Annotated in this window: 26 protein-coding genes; 13 read left to right on the plus strand and 13 right to left on the minus strand. The window is 67.9% G+C overall.

Annotated elements, in window-relative coordinates; translation table 11 throughout:
• The first annotated feature begins 6 nt into the window (after positions 1-6).
• From ACFWPH_RS29540 to ACFWPH_RS29550, 3 genes are read left to right on the plus strand one after another with little or no spacing between them, the layout of a single operon-like run.
• A complete protein-coding gene (locus ACFWPH_RS29540; RefSeq protein WP_378755460.1) occupies positions 7-1,206 on the plus strand; it encodes a beta-ketoacyl synthase N-terminal-like domain-containing protein in 1,200 nt (399 codons plus the stop codon).
• Positions 1,207-1,216: 10 nt separating this feature from the next.
• Positions 1,217-1,930 (plus strand): TetR/AcrR family transcriptional regulator, encoded by a 714-nt coding sequence (locus ACFWPH_RS29545; protein WP_378755461.1) that lies wholly within the window; start codon positions 1,217-1,219, stop codon positions 1,928-1,930.
• A 37-nt stretch (positions 1,931-1,967) separates the two neighbouring features.
• Complete coding sequence (locus tag ACFWPH_RS29550) at positions 1,968-2,270, plus strand: hypothetical protein (protein WP_378755462.1); 303 nt, start codon at positions 1,968-1,970, stop codon at positions 2,268-2,270.
• On the opposite strand, the gene ACFWPH_RS29555 is transcribed toward ACFWPH_RS29550, so the two are convergent.
• Together ACFWPH_RS29555 and ACFWPH_RS29560 are read right to left on the minus strand one after the other, a co-directional pair.
• The gene (locus ACFWPH_RS29555; protein WP_378755463.1) at positions 2,248-3,264 is read right to left on the minus strand and encodes a hypothetical protein; all 1,017 of its coding nucleotides are present in this window, start codon (positions 3,262-3,264) and stop codon (positions 2,248-2,250) included. The genes ACFWPH_RS29550 and ACFWPH_RS29555 overlap by 23 nt on opposite strands.
• Positions 3,265-3,457: 193 nt before the next feature.
• A complete protein-coding gene (locus ACFWPH_RS29560) occupies positions 3,458-4,000 on the minus strand; it encodes a hypothetical protein (protein ID WP_378755464.1) in 543 nt (180 codons plus the stop codon).
• 77 nt (positions 4,001-4,077) lie between these two features.
• Between ACFWPH_RS29560 and ACFWPH_RS29565 the strand changes: the two genes are divergently transcribed.
• Together ACFWPH_RS29565 and ACFWPH_RS29570 are read left to right on the plus strand one after the other, a co-directional pair.
• Positions 4,078-4,356, plus strand: a complete 279-nt coding sequence (locus ACFWPH_RS29565; protein ID WP_378755465.1) for a type II toxin-antitoxin system Phd/YefM family antitoxin — start codon at positions 4,078-4,080, stop codon at positions 4,354-4,356.
• Complete coding sequence (locus ACFWPH_RS29570) at positions 4,353-4,619, plus strand: type II toxin-antitoxin system RelE/ParE family toxin (protein WP_378755466.1); 267 nt, start codon at positions 4,353-4,355, stop codon at positions 4,617-4,619. Before ACFWPH_RS29565 ends, ACFWPH_RS29570 begins: the two co-directional genes overlap by 4 nt.
• A gap of 98 nt (positions 4,620-4,717) precedes the next feature.
• On the opposite strand, the gene ACFWPH_RS29575 is transcribed toward ACFWPH_RS29570, so the two are convergent.
• The 3 genes from ACFWPH_RS29575 to ACFWPH_RS29585 form a co-directional block, all read right to left on the minus strand.
• Positions 4,718-5,158, minus strand: coding sequence for a hypothetical protein (locus ACFWPH_RS29575; protein ID WP_378755467.1), 441 nt, complete (start codon positions 5,156-5,158; stop codon positions 4,718-4,720).
• A 214-nt stretch (positions 5,159-5,372) separates the two neighbouring features.
• A complete protein-coding gene (locus tag ACFWPH_RS29580) occupies positions 5,373-6,218 on the minus strand; it encodes a mycofactocin-coupled SDR family oxidoreductase (RefSeq protein ID WP_378755468.1) in 846 nt (281 codons plus the stop codon).
• 27 nt (positions 6,219-6,245) lie between these two features.
• Positions 6,246-7,835 (minus strand): AMP-binding protein, encoded by a 1,590-nt coding sequence (locus tag ACFWPH_RS29585; protein WP_378755470.1) that lies wholly within the window; start codon positions 7,833-7,835, stop codon positions 6,246-6,248.
• A 235-nt stretch (positions 7,836-8,070) separates the two neighbouring features.
• Here ACFWPH_RS29585 and ACFWPH_RS29590 point away from each other — a divergent pair, with 235 nt between their 5' ends.
• Both ACFWPH_RS29590 and ACFWPH_RS29595 read left to right on the plus strand, forming a co-directional pair.
• Entirely contained in the window at positions 8,071-8,550 is a 480-nt protein-coding gene (locus ACFWPH_RS29590) for an RrF2 family transcriptional regulator (RefSeq protein ID WP_378755471.1), read from the plus strand.
• 72 nt (positions 8,551-8,622) lie between these two features.
• Complete coding sequence (locus tag ACFWPH_RS29595) at positions 8,623-9,846, plus strand: NAD(P)/FAD-dependent oxidoreductase (protein WP_378755472.1); 1,224 nt, start codon at positions 8,623-8,625, stop codon at positions 9,844-9,846.
• A gap of 141 nt (positions 9,847-9,987) precedes the next feature.
• On the opposite strand, the gene ACFWPH_RS29600 is transcribed toward ACFWPH_RS29595, so the two are convergent.
• The 3 genes from ACFWPH_RS29600 to ACFWPH_RS29610 form a co-directional block, all read right to left on the minus strand.
• Positions 9,988-11,196, minus strand: coding sequence for an MFS transporter (locus ACFWPH_RS29600; protein WP_378755473.1), 1,209 nt, complete (start codon positions 11,194-11,196; stop codon positions 9,988-9,990).
• Positions 11,193-11,846: a GntR family transcriptional regulator gene (locus tag ACFWPH_RS29605; protein ID WP_378755474.1), complete on the minus strand. Its 654-nt coding sequence runs from the start codon at positions 11,844-11,846 to the stop codon at positions 11,193-11,195. Before ACFWPH_RS29605 ends, ACFWPH_RS29600 begins: the two co-directional genes overlap by 4 nt.
• Before the next feature lie 164 nt (positions 11,847-12,010).
• The gene (locus ACFWPH_RS29610) at positions 12,011-12,190 is read right to left on the minus strand and encodes a hypothetical protein (RefSeq protein ID WP_378755475.1); all 180 of its coding nucleotides are present in this window, start codon (positions 12,188-12,190) and stop codon (positions 12,011-12,013) included.
• 294 nt (positions 12,191-12,484) lie between these two features.
• On the opposite strand from ACFWPH_RS29610, the gene ACFWPH_RS29615 reads away from it, so the two are divergent.
• Positions 12,485-13,279: a thioesterase family protein gene (locus tag ACFWPH_RS29615; protein ID WP_378755476.1), complete on the plus strand. Its 795-nt coding sequence runs from the start codon at positions 12,485-12,487 to the stop codon at positions 13,277-13,279.
• 287 nt (positions 13,280-13,566) lie between these two features.
• Here ACFWPH_RS29615 and ACFWPH_RS29620 read toward each other — a convergent pair whose 3' ends face one another.
• From ACFWPH_RS29620 to ACFWPH_RS29635, 4 genes are all read right to left on the minus strand, one after another.
• Positions 13,567-15,429, minus strand: coding sequence for a hypothetical protein (locus ACFWPH_RS29620; protein WP_378755477.1), 1,863 nt, complete (start codon positions 15,427-15,429; stop codon positions 13,567-13,569).
• Between the two features lie 505 nt (positions 15,430-15,934).
• Entirely contained in the window at positions 15,935-16,978 is a 1,044-nt protein-coding gene (dmpG, locus tag ACFWPH_RS29625; protein ID WP_378755478.1) for a 4-hydroxy-2-oxovalerate aldolase, read from the minus strand.
• 79 nt (positions 16,979-17,057) lie between these two features.
• Entirely contained in the window at positions 17,058-18,020 is a 963-nt protein-coding gene (locus tag ACFWPH_RS29630; protein ID WP_378755480.1) for an acetaldehyde dehydrogenase (acetylating), read from the minus strand.
• Positions 18,017-18,859, minus strand: a complete 843-nt coding sequence (locus ACFWPH_RS29635) for a 2-keto-4-pentenoate hydratase (protein WP_378755481.1) — start codon at positions 18,857-18,859, stop codon at positions 18,017-18,019. The genes ACFWPH_RS29630 and ACFWPH_RS29635 overlap by 4 nt, the downstream gene beginning before the upstream one ends.
• Before the next feature lie 109 nt (positions 18,860-18,968).
• Between ACFWPH_RS29635 and ACFWPH_RS29640 the strand changes: the two genes are divergently transcribed.
• From ACFWPH_RS29640 to ACFWPH_RS29660, 5 genes are all read left to right on the plus strand, one after another.
• Positions 18,969-19,736: an IclR family transcriptional regulator gene (locus ACFWPH_RS29640; protein WP_378755482.1), complete on the plus strand. Its 768-nt coding sequence runs from the start codon at positions 18,969-18,971 to the stop codon at positions 19,734-19,736.
• Positions 19,737-19,753: 17 nt separating this feature from the next.
• Entirely contained in the window at positions 19,754-20,488 is a 735-nt protein-coding gene (locus ACFWPH_RS29645) for an ATP-binding cassette domain-containing protein (protein ID WP_378755483.1), read from the plus strand.
• A gap of 106 nt (positions 20,489-20,594) precedes the next feature.
• Complete coding sequence (locus ACFWPH_RS29650) at positions 20,595-21,257, plus strand: SagB/ThcOx family dehydrogenase (protein WP_378755484.1); 663 nt, start codon at positions 20,595-20,597, stop codon at positions 21,255-21,257.
• Positions 21,258-21,383: 126 nt separating this feature from the next.
• Positions 21,384-22,952 (plus strand): MFS transporter, encoded by a 1,569-nt coding sequence (locus ACFWPH_RS29655; protein ID WP_378755486.1) that lies wholly within the window; start codon positions 21,384-21,386, stop codon positions 22,950-22,952.
• A 187-nt stretch (positions 22,953-23,139) separates the two neighbouring features.
• A complete protein-coding gene (locus tag ACFWPH_RS29660) occupies positions 23,140-24,510 on the plus strand; it encodes a cryptochrome/photolyase family protein (protein WP_378755487.1) in 1,371 nt (456 codons plus the stop codon).
• Positions 24,511-24,562: 52 nt separating this feature from the next.
• Here ACFWPH_RS29660 and ACFWPH_RS29665 read toward each other — a convergent pair whose 3' ends face one another.
• The gene (locus ACFWPH_RS29665) at positions 24,563-25,489 is read right to left on the minus strand and encodes an SDR family oxidoreductase (RefSeq protein ID WP_378755488.1); all 927 of its coding nucleotides are present in this window, start codon (positions 25,487-25,489) and stop codon (positions 24,563-24,565) included.
• Positions 25,490-25,835: the final 346 nt, after the last annotated feature.

The following is a 25,835-nucleotide window of genomic DNA, read 5'->3' on the forward strand; positions in this document are numbered from 1 at the left end:
GAGATCATGGCCGAGCGGGTTTACGTCGCCGGTGTCGGGATGACGAAATTCGAGAAGATCCAGTCCCGCGACTGGACCTACCCGGAGATGGTCGCCGAGGCGGTGGGCCACGCGCTCGCCGACGCCGGAGTGAACTACGACCAGGTGCAGCGCGCCGCCGTCGGCTACGTGTTCCAGCCGTCCACGGCCGGTCAGCGGGCGCTCTACGATATCGGGCTCACCGGTATCCCCATGGTGAACGTCAACAACAACTGCGCCACCGGGTCGACGGCACTGGTCCTCGCCCGGGAATGGGTGCAGGCCGGGCTGGCCGATATCGTGCTCGCGGTCGGGTTCGAGCAGATGACCAAACAGGCGATGGCCGGTGACGGCTCGGTCCCCAAGGTCACCACCGTCGACCGGCATATGGGCGCCCTGAAAGCCGCCGCCGGTTTCAGTGCCGCCCCGATGACAGCGCAGTTCTTCAGCGCCGCCGCCAACGAACATATGAAGCGGTACGGGACGACGCGTGAGCAGCTCGCCCAGGTCGCGGTGAAGAACCACGAACACTCCACCCGCAACCCGAAAGCCCAGTTCCAGGACGCCTACACCCTCGACCAGGTGCTGAGCGACAAACTGGTCTCCGATCCGCTCACCCGCTCGCAGTGCTCCCCGATGTCCGACGGTGCGGGTGCCGCCGTGCTGGTGAGCGAACGTTACGTCCGCGAACACGGCCTCGACCGGGCGGTGCCGATCCTCGCCCAGGAACTGGTCACCGATACCGGCGCCTCGTTCGAATCGGATTCGATGATCGACGTCGTGGGTGCGCCCATGGCCCGGATCGCCGGGCGACGGGTACTCGAGACAGCCGGGGTCGGGATCGACGATATCGACGTCCTGGAACTGCACGACTGCTTCTCGATCAACGAACTGCTCACCTACGAGGCGCTCGGTATGTGCGGTGAAGGTGAATCGGGCGAGCTGGTCGCCTCGGGCGCCACCACCTACGGCGGGCGCTGGGTGGTGAACCCGTCGGGCGGGCTCATCTCCAAGGGGCATCCACTCGGCGCGACCGGGCTGGCGCAGTGCACCGAACTGGTCACCCAGGTGCGGGGCGGCGCGGGCGACCGGCAGGTCGACGGTGCGCGGCTCGGGATGGCGCACAACCTCGGGCTCGGCGGAGCCTGTGTGGTGACCCTCTACGGCGCGCCCGGCGCGGTCTCATAGAGTTTCGGCCATGACGCGAAGCCGGGTGCGGACCGGCCGGGAGGCACGCCCGGCCGCCGCACCCTCGCGTGCGCACCCGGATCCCGGGGCGGACTTCACCGCCCCGGATCCGGATCTGCCGACAGATCAACGCCTGATCCTCGCCGCGGAACGGCTGTTCGCCGAACGCGGGATCGACGCGGTTTCGCTCCGTTCGGTAATGGCCGAGGCCGGCGCCAACGTCGCCTCGGTCCACTACCATTTCGGCTCCAAGGATGCCCTGGTCGAAGCGCTGATCAGCCGCCGCAGCGAACAATTGCACGCCCGCCGCGCCGAACTGCTCGACGCGGTCGAACGGGCCGGGTCACCAGACGCCCGCGCCCTCGCCGACGCCTTCGTCCGCCCGGTCGGCGAACTGGCGGCCGCCGGCGGCACACCGTGGATCCGCCTGGTCGCCGGCATCATGAGCGGTAACCACCCCGCGCTGACCCGGCTGACCGAAGGTTTCGCCCCGCAGGCCCGCCGCTTCAACGCCCTGCTTCAGCAGCTCGACCCGGATACCGCCCCGCGCACCCTCCGCTTCCGCCTCACCCAGGCCATGAACCTGACCTTCCAAACCCTCGGCGATCCGGAAGGTTTACAGGGCATGCTCGCACTCAGCGGCACCCGCCTCTCCCCCGGCGAGCTCCTCGCCGAACTCATCGATACGGTCACCGCCATCCTCACCGGCCCACCCGACCGCTGAACTACTGTTGACGAGGTGATCCGCCTTCGGGACACGAATGCATTCGGATCCGGTCGTGGACGGCAGTTGCCGGCATCCGGCCTCGCCGGAGTGCGCTGTCGCCACGGCACTTCGTTGCTCGTGCAAGCCGAGGGACGCCCGGCCGCCGCGGGCCTCGCCGACTGCCTTCGTCCGCCCGGTCGGTGAACTGGCGGCCGTCGACGGCACACCGTGGATCGGCGATGTCGAGGGTTTGCGCGGCATGCTCGAGCCGAGCGGAACGCGGCTCTCCCCCGGCGAACTGCTCACCGAACCGGTCGGCACCGTCGCCGCAATTCTTACGGGACCACCCGGCCGGTAGCCGTGGCCTTGCGGATCTGCCGCGCCCGGACCACGGACAGAACGACCGCGACCAGGAATATCACCAGGCCCCACCAGATGTTTGCTTTGGTGACATTGAGGCCCATGCCCGCCACACCGGGTGTCCGGCCACCGTCATGCCCGCTGACCACGGCTGCACAGACAATCGCGATGAAGCCGAGGACGATAAGTGCCGCCACAGAACGGAGGACAATCGTCGCCCGAGTTCGTTGCCGGCTCGGTGGCAGGTTGGTGAGGCGGTAAAGAACCAGCGCCGCAATGGGAAACTGCAGAAGCCACACCAGTGTACGGAACCATCCGTCGTACCAGACGTTGGTGCCGTAGAGCAGTGTATGCCACACGCTCAGCGCATAGACGACGATGATCGAAGCATGCAGAGCCCGCCAGATGGCGGGACGCAACCAGCGGCGGGAATAGAAGGCCAAGCCGAGCGGTATGGCCAGGTAGAGCGCTAGCAGCCCGATGAAAATGGCAACCTTACCCGTTCCGCTGGTGTAGGCCGAGGGGACGAAGGTGTCGACGAATGCGCGCCACACTGATTCGGCGGTCCCCGCGGTAGCGGAGTAGTCGCGGACGAATTCGGCGAACAGCCAGGCGGCGTGGACGAACATCAACCCGATGGTCGTCAAACTCGTGGCGCGATGCCATTTTTCGATACTGTGCTGCGGTACCGGTAGCCACCTCGGGCTGCGACTGCTGCGCAGCAAGCCGAGAACAACTGTGATCCACGCCCAGAGCAGGCCCGTCCAACCGAAGGCCTGGCACATCCAGTACATCCAGTACCTTCCGGGGTCTGCCAAATCGGGCATGACGGCAATAGTCGGAGAGGTACCGTCGGCGACGCGGTAGTAGAGCCATCCGAACACCACGAGGGTGACCAGCAGGGCGATGGTGGCGTCGAGGCGGGCGGTGCGCAGATCCGCGCGAAGTTGGTGCGTATCGAACTTCGTGCGTGTTCTGACAGTAGTCATCATGACTCGTATTCCTTGAATCGACCCGGGCTCTCGGCGAGACCCGGGCGCGGTGAGCTGCGAGCTTGGTCGGTTCACCGGGTGTGCGGAGGCGTCACAGCCAGATCAGTGGACGGCTGCAACGTGGGGCGCGATGCGCCTGCTCGCTCGCAGCGCACTATCAGCGCGCGCGGGCAGATACGGCGATCGAGATCAACTACCGGTACTGGGTGGCGCCCGCGTTCCGCCATACGCTGTCCGCAATCCACGAGCAGTCGCGCCGGTCAGCGGGCAGGCCGCGGCCAGTACCCAGGCGCTGTTTTGCCTCCGTGCGCCATGGCAGCAACCAGCCGGCCAGCCGTTCGACGACGAACCCGAAAGCCGCCTGCACAGTCCGCTCGGCGCTTAACAGCACGGCGGCGGCCGCCAGGGCAGCCACGATATGACCGGCCGACATGGTGGGTGACGGCAGCAATGCCGCCCCCGCGGTGTGGCCGTGTCCCACGGTCAGCATGATGTGACCGAGAGCTTGGCCCGCGACGAGTAGCACGGCCACCGTGCCCGCACGACGCTCACGCACCTGCCGACTTGTCACTGCCAGAACCGGCAGCAGGGAGACGACGGCCAGCGACAGCAGCATGCTCACCGACATATCGACCGGACCGCCACCGAGCCCATGGCCTGCCAGGCTCGCGGCGCTGGAGAACAACCCGACGAACACGCCGCGCAGGCGAGCCAGCAGTCGGAGACGCGGGGTCACAAGACAACCGTACCGGCCCACCCGGCCGCTGAACTGATCGCCGACGGCGGTACACGCCCGCGTGTACACTGGATCTCATGGACGACCAGCTGAGCATCCGCGAGGCTCGCGCACAATTGCCTTCCGTGGTGAACGCCGCGAGCAGCGACGGGCACGTCACAGTGATAACGCGCGGCGGTGAGCCGGCAGCCGCCGTCATCCCATTGTTCATGCTTGCCAAACTCGAGGAATGGGAAGACGAACAGCTCGGACGCATGGCCGATGAAGCGCTCGCCGAAGGCGGTGAACCCGAGCGCATCACCCTGGGGCAGATGATGGACGAGGTACTTGCCTCCGACAACCACCCCGTCGCGTGAAGTACGAGTTCATCTGGACTTCTGCTGCGCGGCGCGCACTCCGGTCGATCCCCCAGGAGGATGCGTTACGCCTGCTGGTCGCCCTGACCCTGTTGGGCGACGACCCCTACCGCCGCGATGGTGTGGACGTCAAGGCACTCACCGGCCGGAGCGGGTTCCGGTTACGAGTGGGCAATTACCGTCTCGTTTATGAAGTCGATGACGGCAAACTGATCGTTTTGGTTGTGTCCGCCGGACACCGCCGAGATATCTACGACCGCTGATGTTCTTGGAATTCACCGCGGCGAGAACGGGGCTGTTCGCCACGTCCTCGCCGCCTGGAAGCCGCTGAGCTCCGGAAGCTTCTCGCGGGTCGGCTCGGTCAGGGCACCGCGCAACCCGTGCCCGCGTTGATTCCGGAGCGGACCTCGATGGGCGCGCTGACCACGACGGCGCCGCCCTGTTCCGCGCTGAGGAAATGCGTTCCCGGGTTCGGAGGGGTCCAGGTCGTGGTCGCGACGATGCCGTTCGGTGTGACGACCGGCGGGTTGAATCCGACCATGACGTTGTTGTCGCGGAAGGTCACCGGCTGTGTGGTGTTGTTGACCGCGGCCCGCACCTGATAGGTGCAGGTGGTGCCGAAGGGCGTGCTGATGCCCATGCTCCGGCCCGGGTCGGCGCCCACGTTCTGCGGTACCGCACCGGCGCCGGGGGACGCCAGGACGAGCGCGGTGGCGACGGCGCCGAGGCCGGTGACGGCGGCCGCGGACCGGCCGGTTCGGTGGCTGATGCGGGAGCTGCTGTCGGAGTGGGTCGTAGTCATCGTTGATCACATCCCAACTGGTTCCATCGTGCGGACCCGGATGGCCCGCTCGCGAGCTGTTTTCGTGGAACTTGTCCAGCGTTGCAGTGCTTGCGATGGTCGTTGTCGACGGCGCTCAACGGCGGTACCCAGTTTATCCCCCGATACACCGATGCCGTCCAAGGCTTGGACGGCATCGGTGTGATAACAACATTCGGCCCGGATGGGCCGGGGCCTATAAGCCGGGGAATTTCTCGGAGGTGCCGAGGTCCACGGGCAGGGCGGCTCCGGTGATGCCCCGGCCGGTATCGCCGACCAGGTACAGGACGGCGTCGGCGACCGCCTCGGCCTCGAGCCACGGCTGCGGAAGCAGGTTGAGCTTCTGCATGATGTCCGCGGTGTCCTCGAGGACCGGGTTCTCGAGGTCGGGGCGGAAACCGCGGATCATCGGGTCGTTGTCGATCATGGTGGTGCGAATGTTCCCGGGGTGCACGGAGTTCACCCGGATATTCGCCCACGCCAGTTCGTTGGCCAGCGATTTGGCCAGACCGCGCACGGCGTGTTTGGCGGCGACGTAGTGCGCGATCCCCGGGACCCCGCGCAGCCCCGCCATCGAACTGATCAATACGATCGATCCGCCACGGTTACCGGAGATGATGTGCGGCACAGCGACTTTGGTCGTCTGCCAGACGCCGGTGGCATTGATGTCCATCATCTCGCGGAACTCGTCCGGCGTGAGTTCCCAGGACGCCTTCGGCGATGCGGCGATACCCGCGTTGGCGACAACGATATCCAGCCGGCCGAAACGTTCGACGCCGGCGTCCACGGCCTGCTGCAGCGGCTCCAGATCGCGGGTGTCGGCGACCGCCGTGACGATGCTGCGCCCCTCGGCTTCGACCAGTTTCGCGGTCTCGGCGAGATCGGCCTCCGTCGCCATCTCGTATCCCGCGGTCGCGACCGGGGCGCAGCGGTCGACGGCGATGATATCGGCGCCCTCCGACGCCATCTTCACGGCATGCGCGCGTCCCTGGCCGCGTGCAGCACCGGTGATGAACGCGACCTGGCCGGTGAGCTTGCCCATGGTGCTCCTCTGCTTTCGAGACCGGAGTCAGTTGACCTGCCGGCCTTCGCCCCAGTACTGGGCGCGCAGCGCCTTCTTATCCGGTTTGCCGAGCGGGCTGAGCGGGATGCTGTCGGCGAAATCGACCGTCTTGGGCGTGTAGACCGTGCCCTTACGGTCCTTCACCAGAGCCTGTAGCTCCTCGACCTCCACCGACTGCCCGTTGCGGAGCACCACCACCGCCTTGACGGCTTCGCCCCATTTCTCGTCGGGCACACCGATCACCGCGGCCGCGCTCACCGCGGGATGAGCCGACAGGACGTCCTCGACCTCACGCGGGTAGACGTTGAACCCGCCGGAGACGATCATGTCCTTCTTGCGGTCGACGATGTAGAGGAAGCCCTCTTCGTCCTGGCGGGCGATATCGCCGGTGTGCAGCCAGCCGAATTCTGTTGCCTCGGCGGTCTGTTCGGGCTTGTTGAGGTAACCGTTCATCACCAGCGGGCCGCGGACGCACACCTCGCCCGGTTCGCCCTGGGGTACCTCGTTGCCCTTCTCGTCGAGCAGCGCCACATTGAGCCACGGCACCGGCCGCCCGCAGCTGGCGAGGCGTTCCGGTTTGTTCAGGTCGTGGTCGGCGCGGCGCAGCACCGAAATGGTCATCGGGCTCTCGGCCTGGCCGTAGAACTGGAAGAAGATCGGGCCGAACTTCTCGACCGCCTCGGCCAGCCGGGTAGGCGAAATGGCGGAGGCGCCGTAGAACACGGTCTTCAAGCTGGACAGATCGTATTTGTCCAGGTCGGGGCTGTCGAGCAGCGCGTACAGCATGGTCGGCACCAGCATGGTCGCGGTGATCTTGTACTTCTCGATCGCCTCGAGGACCTTGGTGGGATGGAAGTAGGGCAGCACCACGATGGAGCCACCCTGCTGCGCCGTGGGGTTCCAGAACGCGGCACCGGCATGGCTGAGCGGAGTGCAGACCAGGAAGCGGACCTCGTCCGGCCATTCCCATTCGGTCATCTGGATGCGGAGCATGGTGGCGCTGCCGCGGAAACTCATCTCGACACCCTTGGGCTTACCCGTGGTGCCGCCGGTGTAGGCCAGGCTCATGGTCGCATTGGGATCGACCTTGGGCGGATTCAGCCGGTCGGGGGTGAAACCGGCGGCCAGCTCGATGAGGTCGGTGCCGGCCTCGGAAGGACCGAACGAGAACAGGTTCCGCAGGCCGGGGACCTTCTCGCGCAACTGCGCGGCGCGCTCGTCGAAACCGGCGGGGTCGAAGATCAGAGTTTCCACGCCCGCGTCCTCGAGGACGTAGGCGTGATCGTCGAGCGAACCCATCGGATGCAGCGCCATCGCCCGCGACCCGTTCACGTTGTTCGCGCCCTGAGCGAAGATGACCTCCGGCCGGTTGGCCGACAGCACCGCCACCGGTGAGCCCACGCCGAGCCCGGCCGAGGCCAGCGCCTGCGCGAACCGGCTGATCTGATCCCGCACGTCGCGGTAGGTGAGGGTGGCGTCGTCGATATGGACCGCGGTGCGGTCGGCATAGCGTTCGAGAGCCTTACCCAGCAGGTCCACCGAGAGGGGCTCGCGGTGCAGCAGGTCGGTGTCGTCGACGTGCGGTTCAGTGTTCATTCGTCTGCCTTTCGGGCCTGCTCGCACGAGCGGCCCCGCGAAGTTGACCGGCGCTCGGGCGCGACCCCGAGCCGCCTGCGCCCCCGCGGGGTGCCGCGACCCGGAACCGTCCACCGAGGCTCGCAAACCGAGGAAAACTATAACACGTTCTACTTACCCGATCGAGGAATCGGCAACTCCCCCGGCCCGGCCCTCGCACTTGCCACCGATAAAGGGGATATCTACTATCCCTATTATGCGGATGGGCGAAGGCGTCGAATGGAGCCTGCACTGTTGCGTGACCCTCACCTGGGCCGAGGAGCACTGGCCGGTCCCGATCGCGCGACTGGCCGCCTGGTTCGACCTGCCCGTGGAATACCTGAAGAAACGCCTACAGGCCCTCGTCCGCGCCGGGATCCTCACCTCGACTCCCGGTGTCCGGGGCGGATTCGGCCTGGCCCGACGCCCGGAGCAGATCACGCTGCTCGATGTGGTGACCGCCATCGAGGGCGGTACGGACCCGTTCCGCTGTACCGAGATCCGGCAGCGCGGGCACAGTGGTCGCACCGCGACCACCGATTTCACGCACCAGTGCGGTATCGCGGTGGCCATGCGACGCGCGGAACTGGCCTGGCGACGCGAACTGGCGGCGCAGACCATCGCCGACCTGTCCGCGGCGGCACCGGCGGGTTCCGCGGAACGCACCCGTCGCGAGATCGCTACCGCAGGAACCTGACCGCCCGGGCCCGCGGCCTGCCGCGAACGGCCCCGAGATCTTACGACCCCTCGAACCGAACAGGAGACGACCGTGTCCGGAATTGTTGTGGTGGGTGGCGGCTTCGCCGGTGTGTGGAGCGCGGCGGGCGCGGTGCGCCTGGCACGCGAAACGGGCCGCGAACTACCGGTCACCCTGATCTCCCCCGGCGACGATCTGGTGATCCGCCCCCGCCTGTACCAGGCCGAGCCCGAACGGATGCGAGTCTCACTGGACCGGGTCCTCGGACCTGCCGGAGTGCGCCGGATCGCCGCCACGGTGACCGGAATCGATACCACCGGACGGACCGTGACGGCGACCGACAGGGACGGACACAGGGCCGAAATCGGCTACGACCGCTTGATACTCGCCACGGGAAGTGAACTCGTCCACCCGGAACTGCCCGGCGCCGAACTACTGTTCGACGTGGACACGCTGCCCACGGCGACAGAGTTGGATACTCATCTGAACCGGCTACCCGATCTGCCGCCCGGCGCGGGGCGGTTCACCGCCGTCGTGGTCGGTGCGGGGTTCACCGGGCTGGAGATCGCCACCGAACTGGTGGACCGGCTCGCAACCGTCGCCGCGGCCGGCGCGCCAGGTGAAAAGGTCCGGGTGGTGCTGGTGGAGCGGGCCGACACACTCGGGCCGGAACTCGGACCCGGCCCGCGCCGGGAGATCGCCGACGCCCTGGACGTCCTCGGCGTGGAACACCGGCTCGGTGTGAGCGTGGCAGCGGTGGAACCGGATCGGGTCACGTTGTCCGACGGCACTCACCTCGCCACGCACACCGTGGTCTGGACGGCAGGGGTACGCGCCAATGGTCTCACCGCTGGAATTCCGGGAACCCGCGATCGGCTCGGCCGCCTGGAAGTCGACGCCGATTTGTCGGTTACCGGTGTACCGGCCGTCTACGCGGCCGGCGATACCGCCGATGCGGCGGCCGAACCCGGACACCAGGTCATGCAGTGCTGCCAGCACGCCCTGCAACTGGGTAAATTCGCCGGCCACAATGCCGCCGCCGATCTACTGGGACTCCCCGCGGTGCCGTTCACCGCGACCCCCTACGTCACCTGCCTCGACCTGGGCTCGCACGGCGCGGTGTTCACCAACGGGTGGGATCGTCGCGTCGTCGCGACCGGGGCGGTCGCCAAGGACCGCAAGCGCAAGGTGAACGAACTGTGGATCTACCCGCCCACCGACGACCCGGACGAACTCCTGCGGCAGGCCGATTACCGGTTCTCGGTCCGGCAGATCACCGAGCCCCGAGCGATCTGAGCAACCGTGCTGTAGGCGGGGACCCAACGCGATCTCACGCTCTGTTCGATGCGCGCGCAACTGCCGGTGCTGCGAGCCGATCCGCGGATACCCGGAGTTCAGCACCGGCGCCGGAACGGCCGTCTAAAGAACCCGCGGCGATCATCCAGCGGGAGCCAGTTCTTTCTCGTTTGCATCGGCCGGCACCCCGGCAGGCAGATGCGCCCGGGAATGGCGCAGGATCACCGCGGTGCCCGACAATGCCACCACAACCAGAGCTCCGAGGAGCACGGGATAGCCGGCGACGGAGTTCAGCAAGCTCAGCAGCGACGGCAGCAGGAAACCGAGGTAGGCGAGCGCGTAGTAGGCGCCGGTGAGGGCCGCGAGTTCGTGCGGCGCCGCGATCCGCTGCAGTTCCAGCAGACCGGAGACCAGCGCGATCCCGTAGGCACAGCCCAGCGCGACAGCGGCAGTCAGTGCCAGCCCCGGGGACCGGACGATCGCGGCGAACATGCTGATCAACAGGCCCAGCGGCATCAGTGTCATCGACGCGATCACCGCGCGGGCACTGCCGGTGCGGTCGAGCCGTTTCGCCAGCGGTTGCACCAGGGTGCCCACCACCAGTGTGCCGACGGTCAGGGTGGTCGAATACAACAGGCTCCACTGGCCGACCCGGTCACCGACGAGCTGCGGCATGATCGCGTACGCCACCGCCGCCGAACCGAAGATCCACGGCGCCATCGGCATGATCACCCGACGGAAACGCGGATGGCGCAGGCCACCGAACTGCCCGTGAGCAGCGCCGCCCGCGGTACCCGTCTCCGGCACCCGGACCACGAACGGCAGTACCGCGAGTGCGAGCAGCGCGTGCACCAGATACGGGGTGACCATGGGCAGCGGACCCCACTGCGCGAGCAGGCCGGCGACCGCGGCGCCCAGCGCGAAACCCGCAGTGAGACAGAGCGCGGCCCAGCGGGCGCCCGTGCCCGGGGCGGCACCGCTGCGGAAGCAGAGTTCGGTGACCCAGGTCGTCCCCACCGCCATCGCCACCGCCACCCCGAACCCGGTGACCAGCCGTCCGGCGGCGATCCAGCCGACCCCGAACGTCCCGGCCGCCAGCAGCAGACTCGCGACCAGGGACGCCAGCACCCCGGCGAGCGCGACCGGGCGGCGGCCGAAGCGTCCCGACAATGTGCCCGTCAGCAGCAGGCCGGGAACCAGACCGAGGACATAGGCGCCGAGCAGTGCGTTCACGGTGAGCGCCGAGTAACCGGCGTCCCGGTACATCACCAGCAGCGGGGTGAACTGATTGCCGCCCCACGCACAGACGAAGATCGCGGCCAGAGCCGCCGATATGGAGCCGTTTCTCATCGCCGGTGGGTCCCGTCCAAGTGGGCCCGCAGGGCGGTGGTGAAGGCGGCGGCATCGCCGGATTCGATGATCTCGATCAATTCGCCGTGTTCACGCAGGACGACCTGGATATGGTCGGGCACCGGACCCAGCGCGGCCACGTTCATCCGCCGCTGCCGATCGGCCAGCCCGGTGTAGAAGCGGATCAGCAGGGCATTCCCGCCGGCTTCGACCAGGGTGCGGTGAAACCGTTCGTCGGCCTCCGCGAAGGCATGCAGGTCCGCGTCCGCCGCCCGCTCGCGTTGCACCTCGAGCGCGGCCCGTAGCTGTTCCACGGCCGCCGGTATCCGCTCCGGGGTGCGCTGCAGCCGGCGCACCGCGGCGCTCTCCACCGCTTCCCGGGCGTCCAGCACATCCTCGGCCTCGCCCGGCGGTACGGGCGCCACGATAGCGCCGCGCTTCGGCACCAGGGTCAGCAGTTCCTCGGCCTGCAATCGGACGAAGGCCTCACGCACCGGGGTCCGGCTCAAGCCGAGGCGACCGGCGATCTCGGTTTCGCTGAACAGGTGGCCACCCGGGAGTTCGCCGGAGAGCACCAGTTCTTTGGTGAGCCGGTAGGCCCGATCGGCGGCGCTCGTCGCGGACTGGACTGGGTCGGAATCGGTCGGCACCCTGCGACTCTAACTGATAGATACAAGCTTGTATGCAAGCATGTACCCCATCTCACTACCTGAGGCTCGGCACCATGGGCCGACGTCACGGCACCTACGCGGCGGGAGCGAACCGGCGCACCCGGACTGTGCACACCAGCCAGCTCCACGGACCGGCATCGCCATCACCCCTCGCCGCAGTGGGGAGGGCTCTGCGTACTCCTTCCCAGCGGGCCTTTCTCGTCGAAGAGCGCCGATTCGGCCAACCCGATACCGTGCGGCTGCGGGTGCGTGACCGCGTCCAGGCAGACCCACTCGCCGGCCGACTGCCGGACGACGGCCGCGACGCCGCGGCCGCCGTTCACCCGGCCGCCGCGGCATGACCCCTACTGCCGAGCCGGCCCGACACGCAGACGAGAACTCGGGACGCTCATCGCCGAACTCCACGGCGCGGTCGAATCAGCTGCTGCGTGGCGGAAGCGACCGTGGCGGCGCCGGCACTGTCCGCACATCGTGCGGAGCGGGGGCAACGACCCGGCAACCACGGGCCGGCCGGCTCGTCTTCCCGATTTCCGCACCGCAGGAGCGGTCGAATCGCTGGTACGGGCTCTCGGTAACGTCGGGACCGGTACGACCCAGCGGCGAGAACGGACAACCACGTGAACGAGGCCTTCTACCTGCCCGACCCGGCGGACCCGCGCCGGTTCGTCTCCACCGAGCTCACCCGGGGCCCGTGGTCACCCGACGCCCAGCACGCCGGACCACCATCCGCCCTCCTCGGCCATGTGATCGAACGATGCGATCCCCGGCCCGGTTTCCAGGTGGGGCGGGTCGCGGTGGAAATCCTCGGGCCGGTCCCGCTGGCCCCGCTCACCGCGGAGGCGCGGGTGGTACGGCCGGGTCGCAGTGTCGAACTGATCGAGGCCACCCTGTCCACCGACCGCGGGCCGGTGATGCGGGCCAACGCCTGGCGGTTCAAACTCGCCGATCCCGACCTGGACCTCCCCGCCCGGTTCCTGCCCAGCGGCTCGCGGCCCGGTCCCGAACAGGCCCCCGAACCGGAGCGGTTCCCCTCGCCCCAGCCGGTGGGTTTCCACACCGGTATCGAATACCGATTCACCACCGGCTCGTTCTCGACACCGGGACCGGCCATGTGCTGGATCCGGCTGAAGTACCCGATCGTCGCGGGCACCACACCGAGCCCGCTGGAACGCACGCTCGCCGCCGCCGATTCCGGGAACGGGGTCAGTTCCGTCCTGGATTGGAACAGCTACCTGTTCATCAACACCGATCTGACGGTCACCCTGCACCGGCAGCCGGCCGGCGAGTGGGTCTGCCTGGACGCGGTCACCCACCCCCAGCCGCACGGTATCGGGCTGGCCGAATCGGCGCTCTTCGACGAGAAGGGCCCGCTGGGCCGCAGCACCCAGACGCTGTTCCTCGGCCCCCGCTGATCACGCGCAGGTCCCGCCCCACGAGAGAACCTGCCGCCACGAAACCCGCCGCCCCGGCCCCACAGGAGGCGGCAGGTCCGTGCCCAGCCAACCCAAACCGGCGCCCCCACCCCCACAGGCCGCAGCCGCCCCAAGCCCCCGCGCTCCACATCCACAGGCCGCAGCCGCCCCGAGCCCGCGCGCCCCACAACCACAGGCCACAGCCGCCCCAAGGCCCAGCCACCACAAACCCGCGCGCCCCACAGGACGCGGCTGTTCCTCCCACGCGCCGCGAACCGGTGCGGTTGTCACGCCCGCGGGGCCGCCTCCACGGGCAACGCATCGGAGCCGGAGTCGGCGGAGTGCGTTTCTTCCGCACGTACGGATATCCCGGGCGGCCGCTGAGATCGGTCCGAGAGCCCGCGGTTCACCGGCGCGAGCGCATAGCCGGCAACCGGTGCGGTCCGGCCGAGGGCGGGATCGGTCCATGGCGTACGGCCCGGGACTGCGGTGACAGGGACGGCGCCGGTCGCGGTGGCCGGCGCGGGCCCTGTCGCGGGCGCCGGTCCTGAGGTGGTCGCCGGTCCTGTCGTGGCCGCAGGTCCCGTCGTGGCCGCAGGTCCCGTCGTGGCCGCAGGACCCGTCGTGGCCGCAGGACCCGTCGTGGCCGCAGGACCCGTCGTGGCCGCAGGTCCCGTCGTGGCCGCGGGGATCGAAGTGGGATAGGCGGACGGCGCAACCGGGGCGCCGGGTGGCACCGAACCGGCCACCAGCGTGACCGCACCTGTCTCAGGCGGCTGCGGATCGGCGGCGCCCGGCTCCCCGGGCCACTCCTCGGGAGGCCGGGTCCACGGCGTCGTCGAAATGCCGGACGCGACGGTTTCGTCCATACCGGGCGTCGTATACCCGCCCGGTGGCGTCGGCACGGTTCCCGGGGCCTCCTCGTCGGCGGACGTGCCGGACGGTGGGGAGCCGGGCGTCCCTTGCTGATCGGACGGCGTGTCCTCCGGTGTCCCGGAGTTCTGCGGTGTCTCGCCTGTGGTCCCGGGGTGCTGGGGTGTCACTCCCGGTGACCCGGGATACGGTGTGGCGCCCGGCGTCCCGGGAGGCGCCGGCACGCCCGGGGGTGTTACCCCCGACGGGCCGGGAGGCATCGGGACTCCCGGCGTATGCCCGTTCATATGCTCGTCGAACTCCTGCTGCAAGGCGTCGAGTCGCTCGGTGAGCCCCTGGACATCGCCGGAGACCCGCTGGTTCGCGGTAATCGCTTGCGCCAGGATTTCCCGGCCCTGCCCGAAGGCGTCGTTCACGATATCGAGCGCATACGCCGGCAGCGGCGTATGCGGCGGCAGGGCCTCACCGGCCCGAGCGTTGACGGTATCGATGAGCGCGCCGACCGCCAGCTGCCCTTCGTCGGAGACCCGGCCCGCACCGTTGGCGATCAGCTGCACGGCTTTGGCGTCGAGCTCGGCGAACCCGGCCATCACGGTGTTGAGCTGCTCCGCCTTCTCGGCGTAGTCGGGCACGCCCGCGGTCTCGGTGCCGTGTGCCTTTTCCGGTAATTCCGGTGCGGGCGGGGCGGTTCGCTCACCGTCGCCGAAGCTCTTCCACACCGAGCAGAGATACCCGGGCAGCACCAGATACATTTCGCCGACGGCACCGGCCCCGGTGAGTTCGGCCGGCATCCGCAGATTCGACATCGCCGCCGGGCAGCTACCGTTGCCGATATCGGTGGTGTCGATCGATACGGCCTGCGGGGACTGCGGGGATACCGCGTAGGCGCCGAAACCACCGCCCAGCGCGGCCGGCAGCCCACCCTCCCGTTTGGGCCCGTGCACCAGAACCAACCCGGCCTTATGGTCCACATGCCCTTTGACCGCACCGGCGATCCCGTCGTCGGCGGCCCGGGTGAGGCCCTTCTCCACCCCCTCTTTGACGAGCTTCCCGGCCAGGTTCGCCCCCCAGGCTCCGCCCGCGCCGCCGATACCGGCGACGACGGCTTCCTCCACCGCATCGCCCATATCCTTGTCGTCGACCAGGATTCCGCCGACGAAGGATCCGGCCATTGCCCCGAGGAATGCGCCCGGCGGCCCGAGGAACCCACCGGCCAAGGCGCCACCGATCAGGCTTCCGGCATCCGCCCCGGTGAAATCCACGTCGAAAATACCCACCCGGCAAGCTTTTTCGCACTCTCACCGGCGGCTCCGGTTCCTGACAGAACCTTGACGACTATCCCGGGCGACTTTGACAAGCTCTTTCCGGGCCCGGGCGCGCCACTGCAGGTGCACGACCGCCCAACACTTCGGTCAACGGCACAACCCACCGACCGCCGAACAGTTTTCGTGCCGCCTCGCCAGCGCGGTCATCGGTTTCCAGGCGCCCAGCCAGTTTCGCGCGGCGGCGTAGACGCGCCGCGCTTCCGGCTGGGCAGCGCATGGATTTCGCGTAGCCTGGCTTCCCGCCCGCAGGACGCGTCTGCGCCCAGATCATTTCTGGCTCGGCCGGCCACTACCTGCATCGTTCCATTGAATCCCCCAGAGCGTTGCCCGGGTGATCGGATCGGCAGCGGTGGCCGGAGGAACCGAAGACGCTCGGCGAACCCCGGTACAGTCCCGGAACGCAAAAGGTCGCCGGGGGAACGCGTTACGACGCGCACCCTCCGGCGACCCCGGCGGATCAAACGGCCTGTTTCTCCCCGTCCCGCTCGGCCACCATCGTCAACGCGATATCGACGATCATGTCCTCCTGGCCGCCCACGAGCCGCCGGCGCCCGGCTTCCATGAGCAGGGTGCGCACGTCGATGCCGTAGCGTTCGCTCGCCGCTTCCGCATGCCGCAGGAAGCTGGAATAGACACCGGCGTAACCCAGGGTGAGAGTTTCGCGGTCCACCCGCACCGGCCGGTCCTGCAGCGGCCGGACCAGATCGTCGGCGGCGTCCTGCAGAGCGAAGACATCGCAGCCGTGCTTCCAGCCGAGCACATCGGCGACCGCCACGAACGCCTCGATCGGGGTGTTACCGGCGCCCGCACCGTGGCCGGCCAGCGAGGCATCGACCCGGGTGACACCGTTTTCGACGGCCACCACCGAGTTGGCCACCGACAGCGACAGATTCTCGTGCGCGTGGATACCGAGCTCGGTATTCGGATCCAGCACATCGCGGTAGGCGTGGATCCGGTCACGCACACCGTTCATGGTGAGGCGGCCACCGGAATCGGTGACGTAGACGCAGTGCGCGCCGTAGCTCTCCATGAGTTTCGCCTGCTCGGCCAGTTGGGCCGGTTCGGCCATATGGCTCATCATCAGGAAGCCCGAAACGTCCATCCCGATCTCGCGGGCGGTCGCGATGTGCTGGGCGGCGACATCGGCCTCGGTGCAGTGGGTCGCGACCCGCACCGACCGCACACCCAGACCCCACGCGCGCCGCAAATCTTCGGCGGTGCCGACACCGGGCAGCAGCAGGCTGGTCAGCCGGGCGTTCTTGATGTTGGCGGCGGCGGCCTCGAGCCAGGTCCAGTCGCTGTGCGAACCCGGCCCGTAGTTCACCGAACCACCGGCCAGCCCGTCACCGTGCGCGACCTCGATGGCGTCGACACCCGCGGCGTCGAGCGCGGCCACGATCTTGCCCACGTTCTCCGGGGTGATGCGGTGGCGGATGGCGTGCATCCCGTCGCGCAGGGTCACATCCTGAACGAAAACCGAGGTCGATTCCGTCGAGCTCATCGAGCGTTCTCCTTGTCTATTGGCATGAGCGAGGGCCCTGCGTGGTTACGCTCCGCTACCGCCTCCGGGCCTGACTCGCTCATGCGGTCTCCTGGCTGTTCTGCGCGATCCGCTCCGCGACCTGCAGACCGGCCGAGGTCATGATGTCGAGGTTGCCGGCATAGGCGGGCAGGTAGTGGGCCGCGCCCTCGACCTCGAGAAACACCGATACGCGGTGGGTCGGGAACAGGGCGTTGTCCTTGGCGAGCAGGGTGTGCACCGGCTGGTCCTGCGGGATCGGGTCGATCTGCACTTCCTGCTTGAGGCGGTAACCCGGCACATAGGCCGCCACATCGTCGACCATCTTCAGCACCGACGCCTTGATCTGCGCGTGGGAATCCTCGTCGGGGGCGTTGACCAGGCAGAACACCGTATCGCGCATGATCAGCGGTGGTTCGGCCGGGTTCAGGATGATCACCGCTTTACCGCGTTCCGCACCGCCCACGGACTCGATGGCGTGCGCGGTGGTCTCGGTGAATTCGTCGATATTGGCGCGCGTCCCCGGGCCGGCGGATTTCGAGGCGATGGAGGCGACGATCTCGGCGTAGGGCACCGGCACGACCCGCGAAACCGCGGCCACGATCGGAATCGTCGCCTGGCCACCGCAGGTCACCATGTTCACGTTCTGCGCCCCGAGATGCTCCTCGAGGTTCACCGGCGGCACCACGAACGGGCCGATCGCGGCGGGCGTCAGGTCGATCAGGCGTTTACCCAGCGGCGCGAGCCGGGCGTGGTTCTGCTCGTGCGCCTTCGCCGATGTGGCGTCGAAGACGATCTCGATCTCGTCGAAATTCGGGAGCGCGATCAAGCCCTCCACACCCTCGTGGGTGGTCGGGACCTTCATGCGTGCGGCGCGGGCCAAACCGTCGGAATCGGGATCGATACCGACCATCGCGCCCATTTCCAGGAAACGGGAATGCCGCATGACCTTGATCATCAGATCGGTGCCGATATTGCCCGACCCGATGATCGCGACCTTGGTGCGTTTGTTGTTGTCACTCATTGGGAGACCTCCGAAGCGGTGGTGAAGGAAGCCGAAACCGTCCCGAGGCCGGAGATGGCGGCGGTGACGGTGGCGCCGGGGTGCAGCGGCCGCATCGGGCCGAGCGCACCGGAGAGGATCACCTGGCCGGCGCGCAGCGGTTCGCCGAAGGTGCGAGCCTGCTGCGCGAGCCAGGACAGGGCGTTGAGCGGGTCGCCGAGGCAGGCGGCGCCGTTGCCGGTGGAGACTTCTTCCCCGTCGATGCTCATGCTCATGGTGACGTCGATGGGCTCGACGTCGTCGAGGGTGCGGCGCTCGGTGCCGAGCACATAGAGCCCGCTCGAGGCATTGTCGGCGACGGTGTCGGCGAAGGAGATGTTCCAGTCGGTGATCCGGCTGTCCACGATCTCCAGTGCGGCCACCGCCTCGGCGACCGCCGCCCGGCACTGGGCGATATCGAGCGGCCCCTCGTCGAGGTCCGCACCGAGGATGAAGGCGATCTCGGCCTCGGCCTTGGGTTGCAGCAGCCGGTCGATCGGGATCACGTCGCCGTCGGTGTAGGCCATATCGGAGAACAGCACCCCGAAATCGGGCTGATCCACACCCAGCTGTTGCTGGACGGCCTGCGACGTGGCGCCGATTTTGCGCCCGACCACCGTGACGTCCGCGGTGACCCGGGCGGCGTTGAAGCGCTCCTGGATGCGGTAGGCCGTGGCGACATCGTCGGGACTTATCAGACCCTCGCGCAGCGGCGCACAGGTTTTACGTGTCTCGGCTGCGGTGATCAGGCGTTGCGCGGCGCGGACGACGATGGACTCGTCGACACCCGATGCGCTGGTGCCCTCGACAGTGGTTGCCACCACTACCTCCGTTCTCCTCATCGTTGGGTGGTACCAGTGCACACCGCTGCGCCGCAGCTGAACAGTAAAATGGTCCACTGACTGGACCACCCATGCGAGAAGGAACCTCATGCCGCAACACCAGCTCGACGACCGGTCGGTCCTGGGCCGCGCATTACTGATCCTGGAGGCATTCGGTGTCGAGGATCAGGCCGTCGGACTGTCCGAACTCACCCGGCGCACCGGCCTGCCGAAAGCCACCGTGCACCGGATGAGCCGCGACCTGGTCGCGGCCCGTCTGCTCAGCGCCTCCCCCGACGGCTACCGCCTCGGCCGCGGCCTCTTCGAACTCGGTATGCGCGCGGCCACCGAACGCACCCTCCTCGAGGTCGCGATCCCCTTTCTGCAGGACCTGTTCACCCGGACCAGCGAAACGGTGCACCTCGGGGTCCGCGACGGCGACGAAGTGGTCTACATCAGCAAGATCGGCGGACACCGCCAGGCCCGTTCCCCCTCCCGCATCGGCGGACGGATGCCGCTGTACTGCACCGCGATCGGTAAATCACTGCTCGCCCATTCCGGGCCCGAAACGATCGACCGTATCCTCGCCGGTCCATTGGTCCGCCGCACTCCCCGCACCGTGGTGGCCCCGGGCCTGCTGCGCGCCCAACTGGCCCAGGCCGTGGAAACCGGGGTCACCTTCGAACACGAGGAATCGACCATCGGCATCGCCTGTGTCGCCGCCCCCATCCTCGACGGCAGCGACGAGCCCCCGGCGGCGATCTCGGTCACCGGCCCGGTCACCCGCTTCCGCCCCGAAACCCACGCGCCTTCGGTCCAGGCCGCTGCCGCGGGTATCGCCTCCATCCTGGCGCGCCGCGCCCAGACCAACACCTGAGAACGGAAGGCCAGTCCATGACCGCCGAACTGCGTTCCTTCACCGTCCACATCGATACGGGCCGATGGAGCGAAACCGTACTCACCACAGTGGGTCTGCTCGTGCCGCGCGGCCGGATCACCGCGTTGCTCGGCGGACCCGGAGCCGGTAAGACGATGGTTGCGTACGCCCTCACCGGTCGGCTACCCGGCACGGCACAGAGCCGAGGAGAGGTCCTGATCGACGGCCGGGCCGTGCCCGATGACGGCTGGCCGGAACTGCGTGGCGGAACCGTCGGATATATCCCGCAGGAGGGTGTCACCGCGTTCGATCCCGGCAAGACCGTGGGCGCACAGCTCCGGGAGCTGGAACTGCACCACCGCGCGTGGAGTATGCAACAGGCGTGCACCGCGGCCCATTACCCGGAATACGCCGCGGAACTGCTGCCACACGAGAATTCGGGCGGGCAGATCCAGCGAGCGGCACTCGCTGCTGCCCTGCTTCCCGCGCCGTCCGTTCTCATCGCGGACAGTCCCGCCGCCTCCCTCGACCGTGAAACGGCGTATCACGTGTGGAAATCGCTACGCGACTACGCCGACACCGGCGCCGCCGTACTCGCCATCAGCAATGATGTACCGATGCTGACCGCCGGCGGATTCGCCGACCGGATGGTGATCATGGACGCCGGCCGCATCCTGGCCGCCGGATCACCGGCGCAACTCGCCGAATCGGAAGACGCACATGTGGGAGCTCTCATCCGGTCCGGTCTCTGAAACCCCTGTGCTACCCGTGGCGATGGCCGAACACCGTCGGCCGGAGTCGACGGGATCGCCTCGGCAAACCGGTACGTCCCGGCGCGGTCCATGATTGGGTGGGTTGATGACCGAGCACGTGGTTCCATTGGGGACATCGGGAAAGCAGAGCCCGCTCAGGACATTGCTGTGGCGGCGGCGAAGTACTCGCAGTTTCTCCGCCCGTTCCCTGAGCCTGGATGCTTTGGCATCCATATTGTGGGCGGCCCAGGGGCACACCGCCGACGGTCACCGCGTATGCCCCTCGGCGCATGCACGGTACCCGCTGGCGCTGTCGATTGTGGCGGGCGATGTCGACGGCCTGGCAGCAGGGGTGTACACCTACGACGCCGAGTCCGGTCACCTGCGCCTGACTGCCCTCGGTGACCATCGTGACGCCGTCGCTCAGACGGCGCTTGTCGACCACGAATGGTTGAAGCAGTCTGCTGCGCTATTGGTTCTCACAGGAGATATCGATTCGGCCAACCGTCATTTCGCCGACCAACCACCCGCAGGCCGGCGTGGACAGCGCTACGTCTGGCTGGAAGCCGGCCACGCCAGCCAGAACATCTACCTGCAAGCCACCGAGACCGGGCTCGGCGCCACGCTCGTAGCCGGATTCCACGATGATCGTCTCCAAGACCTCGATCCAACGGTCGTCCCCGCGGAACATGAACCGCTGGCAATCCTGGCGGTCGGGCTTCCGTCCGAGGATTCCGCGTGGAGTCCCCGGAAACGATCGGGCCAGTGACCCGCAATGGGTTGATCACGCCGAGTTGATCCGACGGCGCGTTTATCCTAACCTGCCCTCTGGTGTCGCGTGTCGCCGGCAGGAAGGAAGCCGGCGATTGGAGGCACCGGAAACATTGGATCCCCGATGAATCCAACCGCTTCTCTCACCACCGCTCCCCTTGCCGGTCGTCGCGAATGGGTCGGGCTGGCGGTGCTCGCTCTTCCTACTCTGCTCATCGCCCTGAACAATTCGGTCCTGCACCTGGCCTTACCGCATCTGAGCGCCGACCTCGGACCCGATAGCAGCCAACTGCTCTGGATCCTGGACATCTACGGGTTCATGATCGCTGGATCGCTGATCACGCTGGGTGCCGTAGGGGACCGGATCGGCCGCCGCAAACTGCTGCTCGTCGGCGCGGGCGCGTTCGGCGCCGCCTCGGTGGCCGCAGCGTTCGCGCCGACTGCCGGGATGCTGATCGTGGCACGTGCGCTGCTCGGGCTGGCGGGCGGCACCCTGATGCCATCCACCCTCTCGCTGATCAGCACGATGTTCCGGAATGCCCGCCAGCGCACCGCCGCCATCGGCATCTGGATGACCTGCTTCTCGGTCGGCTCGACCCTCGGCCCCCTGTTCGGTGGGCTACTGCTGGAGCGCTTCTGGTGGGGGTCGGTGTTCCTGCTGTCGGTGCCGGTCATGCTGCTTCTCCTCATAGCAGGCCCGCTCTTACTGCCCGAGGCCCGCGATCCCGACCCCGGCCGATTGGACCTGACCAGCGCTGCTATGTCCCTCGCCGCTGTCCTCGCGGTCGTCTACGCAGTAAAACGGATGGCGCAGGACGGCTTCACGGGCCAGGCCGGCCTGGTGCTGGCGGGTGGTATCGCGCTCGCCACCTGCTTCGTGTTCCGGCAGCGGCGGCTGCCCGATCCGCTCCTGGATCTCGGTCTGTTCGCCAGGCCGGGTTTCAGTGTTTCGCTGCTGACGATGACCCTGGGCATTCTGGCGATGGCGGGCACTCAGCTGTTCATCACGCAGTACCTCCAGTTGGTGGAAGGTCTGTCGCCTTTCGCGGCCGGGATGTGGATGATCCCCGGTGCGCTCGGGTTGATCGTCGGGACGAATCTGGGCCCGGCCCTGGCTCGCCGAGTACGCCCGGCGTACATCATCGGGGCCGGGCTCGCCGTCGCCGCCGCGGGGTACGCGGCGCTGACCCAGGTTCCGTCCTCGTCGGGACTTCTGCTGCTCATGCTCGGAAGTATCGCCATCGGGGCCGGACTCGGCCCGATGATGACATTGAGCACCGACCTGGTCGTCGATTCCGCCCCGCCCGAGAAAGCCGGCGCCGCATCGGCGATGTCGGAGACCGGCGGCGAATTCGGTATGGCCCTCGGCATTGCGGTCATCGGCAGCGCCGGCACCGCCGTCTACCGTTCGGAGATGGCAGGCGCCATTCCGGCAGGTGTCCCGGCCGCGGCGACCGAGAACGCGCGGGACACCCTCGCCGGAGCTGTCGAACTGGCGGGAGAGCTGCCGGGCAGGGCAGAAGCGGACCTACTCGAGTCCGCCCGCGAGGCGTTCACCCATGGACTACACGTCAACGCGGGGATCAGCGGCGGTGTCATGATCGTCGTAGCCGTTGCCACCGTAGTGATGCAACGGCATGTACGCGCGAGCGACGCACCCGCCGCCCAGCCTTCTGTGCTCGACGTCGGCTGACTGTGAACGATATTCTCTACTACCTCGTGCGATCTGCCGAATTACCCGCCGATGTCAATCGTGCGTTCGATCTCGGTGGACCGAACGTTCGGACGTATCTGATGATGACGCGGAAATACTCATGTGCGGCGCCGATCGGTTGGCCTCGCACGCAGCGAAGAGGCGGACGAGGACAGGGTGGTGGCTCATGGCGGTGGCGATGGCATTGTTCACGCGTGATCTGCGTGTTCACGACAACCCCGTCCTGGCCGCTGCCGCACGGGCAGCGGAGATGCTGCCGGTATTCGTTGTGGACGAAACAATATGTGCCACAGATTATCTCACCCCGAACAAGGCCGAATTCCTGGTGACCGCACTGGCCGACCTGGACGAAGGACTGCGCCGGTCGGGTGGGCAACTGGTGGTGCGCCACGGCGATACGGTGCGTGAAGTGTGCCGATTGGTCCGGCAGTATTCGGTCGGCGAAGTACATATCGCCGAAGATGTCAGCGCCTACAGCCGCCGCCGCGAAGATCGGCTGCGCACGCAGTTGGCGGAGTCGGATTGCCGGTTGCACGTCCATACCGGCAGCATCACCGTGGCCGCGCCCGGCCGGCTCACCCCCAGCGGCGGCCGAGACCATTTCGCGGTCTTCACGCCCTATCACCGTCGCTGGGCCCAGCTCCCGGTGCGCGCTCCGTTGCCGGTACCGCAACACATCCGGTTGCCGCACGGTGCCGGAACCGAACCAGTGCCCGCTGCAACGGATCTCACGACCGGCAGCCCTTCGCCGGAATCGACGCAGGCCGGCGAATCCGCAGCACGGCGCATCGCACGGGACTGGTTTCGCGAGGGTATCAGCGGCTACGCCGATCGTCACGACGATCTCGCCGGCGACGCGACCTCACGGCTATCGCCCTATCTGCACTTCGGTTGCCTGTCGGCAACCGAACTGGTGCATCGCAGCGACTTGTCGGCGCCCGGCGCCGCCGCTTTCGTACGGCAGTTGGCCTGGCGAGATTTCCACCATCAAATGCTCGCGGCCCGCCCGGAAACCGCCCACCGCGACTACCGCACCCGGAACGACCACTGGCACGCCGACCCGGTATCGCTGGCTGCATGGCAGGCCGGACGGACCGGCTATCCGATCGTGGACGCCGGTATGCGGCAGCTCGCGGCGCAGGGCTGGATGCACAACCGGGCCCGGATGATCACTGCGAGCTTCCTGTCCAAAACCCTGTATCTGGATTGGCGGCGCGGCGCGCAGCACTTCCTGGGATTGCTGGCCGACGGCGACCTGGCCAACAACCAGCTGAACTGGCAGTGGGTGGCCGGCACCGGTGCCGATACCAGGCCGAACCGAGTGCTCAACCCGATGCGGCAGGCCGACCGCTACGACCCGGACGGTGCCTATGTGCGCCGCTGGGTACCGGAACTCGCGCACCTGCGCGGCCGCGATATCCACCGCCCATGGCGATGGCACGCCGACGGTGTCGCCGGCTACCCGGACCGGATCGTCGACCACGAGCAGGCAGCACGCGACTTCTCGGGAATACGGCACCAGGAACAAGCAGAGTGACCCCGTCGAGTCGCCTACTCGTACCTTGCCCTTCCGAGGTGCAGGGTCGTACTCAGACGCGCCGGTGACCGATGGTCCGAGTGGCGAATTCTGTTGCCCATTGAGCGAATGTGCGAGGTGCACTGCCGAGCAGCGCTCGCGCGTGATCTTCTTGTGCGCGCAGCTGCGGGTTGCCGGGCTGGGCGGCGAAAGCAGGTAGGGCGTACAGCATCACGGCGATCGTGTCCTCGGGCCATCCGTCCCGCCGCCAGCGTTCGGCCGCTTGCTCAGCGGACAGCTCCACGACTTCCGCATCGAGGCCGAGCACCGTTTCGAGCACGCTGATACGTTCGGCCGTGCTGACAGTGATCCCGCTGACGTCGATGGTTCCGCGGTGGGCGGGGTTCAGCAAGACGGTTGCTGCGATCTCCGCGAGATCTCGCTCGTGGATGAACGCATACGGGGCATCCGGAAGGTACTCGTGCACCGGCGTGCGTGTTCGGATGCTCTCCACAACACCTGACCCGGGAATCGGGTAGCCGCCGACGAGGGCATGTGCCATCAAGGCGGTGGGACGCAGATACGCCCAGCCGATTCCGTGCTTGTCCAGACTGCGCTCGAACGCCGACCACTGCCAGGTCTCCCCTGATATCTCTTTCTCGAAATCGGAGCCGTGCGAACCGAGGACGACGACCCGGCCGGATCCGGCGGTGATCAGCGCGTTGACCAGGTCCCGCAGTGGGGCGAGGGATTCCCCGACCAGTCCGGCGAGGAACACGCGCTGGGCGCCGGTCACTGCCGTGGCGAACGCAGCCGGATCGGTGACCTCACCGATCTGCACGGTCACGTTTCGGGGCCAGTCCTGAGCTTCGGCCGCGGGAGTCAGGACCCGCACCTCGGCACCGCGGCGGGTCAGCTCGTCGGCGAGGAGCCGGACCAAGGGTGCGGTCGGCACGGCGCCCGGGTTCCGGGTCGGCGGCATCGCGGTCAACAGGATCATGAACTACCTCTCGGAAGAACGGGGTGAGCCGATCCCGAAGCTACTGACCTCGCCGGCCGATTCTCTAGTAGATGTGCGCCGCGAAATCGTCGTGTGGGTGCCTTCCACACCGCCGTCGAACAGCGGCCACACCCGTACCGAATTTCCCCCGGCGAGACGGCGGCGGCCACGGGGAACAACGCGGCCCTGTTGCGTGTCGTAGGTAATAACGGCTGCTGTGGGTCCAGTCTTCAGCTTGTGGATGTAGGTGGACGACTCCCTCCCACAAGACTCCGCATTCACCACCTCGGTGTTCGAATGCCGTCGACTCGGTACAGCGTCCGGTCCGGACAGATTCCGCCCACAA

Source organism: Nocardia sp. NPDC058499, from assembly GCF_042719915.1.
GTDB lineage: Bacteria > Actinomycetota > Actinomycetes > Mycobacteriales > Mycobacteriaceae > Nocardia.

Bases quoted from the DNA above. Each gene is read 5' to 3' on its own strand.
- ACFWPH_RS29540 (WP_378755460.1), top strand. From the start codon at position 7: ATGGCCGAGCGGGTTTACGTCGCCGGTGTCGGGATGACGAAATTCGAG.
- ACFWPH_RS29545 (WP_378755461.1), top strand. From the start codon at position 1,217: ATGACGCGAAGCCGGGTGCGGACCGGCCGGGAGGCACGCCCGGCCGCC.
- ACFWPH_RS29550 (WP_378755462.1), top strand. From the start codon at position 1,968: ATGCATTCGGATCCGGTCGTGGACGGCAGTTGCCGGCATCCGGCCTCG.
- ACFWPH_RS29555 (WP_378755463.1), bottom strand. From the start codon at position 3,264: ATGATGACTACTGTCAGAACACGCACGAAGTTCGATACGCACCAACTT.
- ACFWPH_RS29565 (WP_378755465.1), top strand. From the start codon at position 4,078: ATGGACGACCAGCTGAGCATCCGCGAGGCTCGCGCACAATTGCCTTCC.
- ACFWPH_RS29575 (WP_378755467.1), bottom strand. From the start codon at position 5,158: ATGACTACGACCCACTCCGACAGCAGCTCCCGCATCAGCCACCGAACC.
- ACFWPH_RS29580 (WP_378755468.1), bottom strand. From the start codon at position 6,218: ATGGGCAAGCTCACCGGCCAGGTCGCGTTCATCACCGGTGCTGCACGC.
- ACFWPH_RS29585 (WP_378755470.1), bottom strand. From the start codon at position 7,835: ATGAACACTGAACCGCACGTCGACGACACCGACCTGCTGCACCGCGAG.
- ACFWPH_RS29590 (WP_378755471.1), top strand. From the start codon at position 8,071: ATGCGGATGGGCGAAGGCGTCGAATGGAGCCTGCACTGTTGCGTGACC.
- ACFWPH_RS29600 (WP_378755473.1), bottom strand. From the start codon at position 11,196: ATGAGAAACGGCTCCATATCGGCGGCTCTGGCCGCGATCTTCGTCTGT.
- dmpG (WP_378755478.1), bottom strand. From the start codon at position 16,978: ATGAGCTCGACGGAATCGACCTCGGTTTTCGTTCAGGATGTGACCCTG.
- ACFWPH_RS29630 (WP_378755480.1), bottom strand. From the start codon at position 18,020: ATGAGTGACAACAACAAACGCACCAAGGTCGCGATCATCGGGTCGGGC.
- ACFWPH_RS29640 (WP_378755482.1), top strand. From the start codon at position 18,969: ATGCCGCAACACCAGCTCGACGACCGGTCGGTCCTGGGCCGCGCATTA.
- ACFWPH_RS29645 (WP_378755483.1), top strand. From the start codon at position 19,754: ATGACCGCCGAACTGCGTTCCTTCACCGTCCACATCGATACGGGCCGA.
- ACFWPH_RS29650 (WP_378755484.1), top strand. From the start codon at position 20,595: ATGACCGAGCACGTGGTTCCATTGGGGACATCGGGAAAGCAGAGCCCG.
- ACFWPH_RS29655 (WP_378755486.1), top strand. From the start codon at position 21,384: ATGAATCCAACCGCTTCTCTCACCACCGCTCCCCTTGCCGGTCGTCGC.
- ACFWPH_RS29660 (WP_378755487.1), top strand. From the start codon at position 23,140: ATGGCGGTGGCGATGGCATTGTTCACGCGTGATCTGCGTGTTCACGAC.
- ACFWPH_RS29665 (WP_378755488.1), bottom strand. From the start codon at position 25,489: ATGATCCTGTTGACCGCGATGCCGCCGACCCGGAACCCGGGCGCCGTG.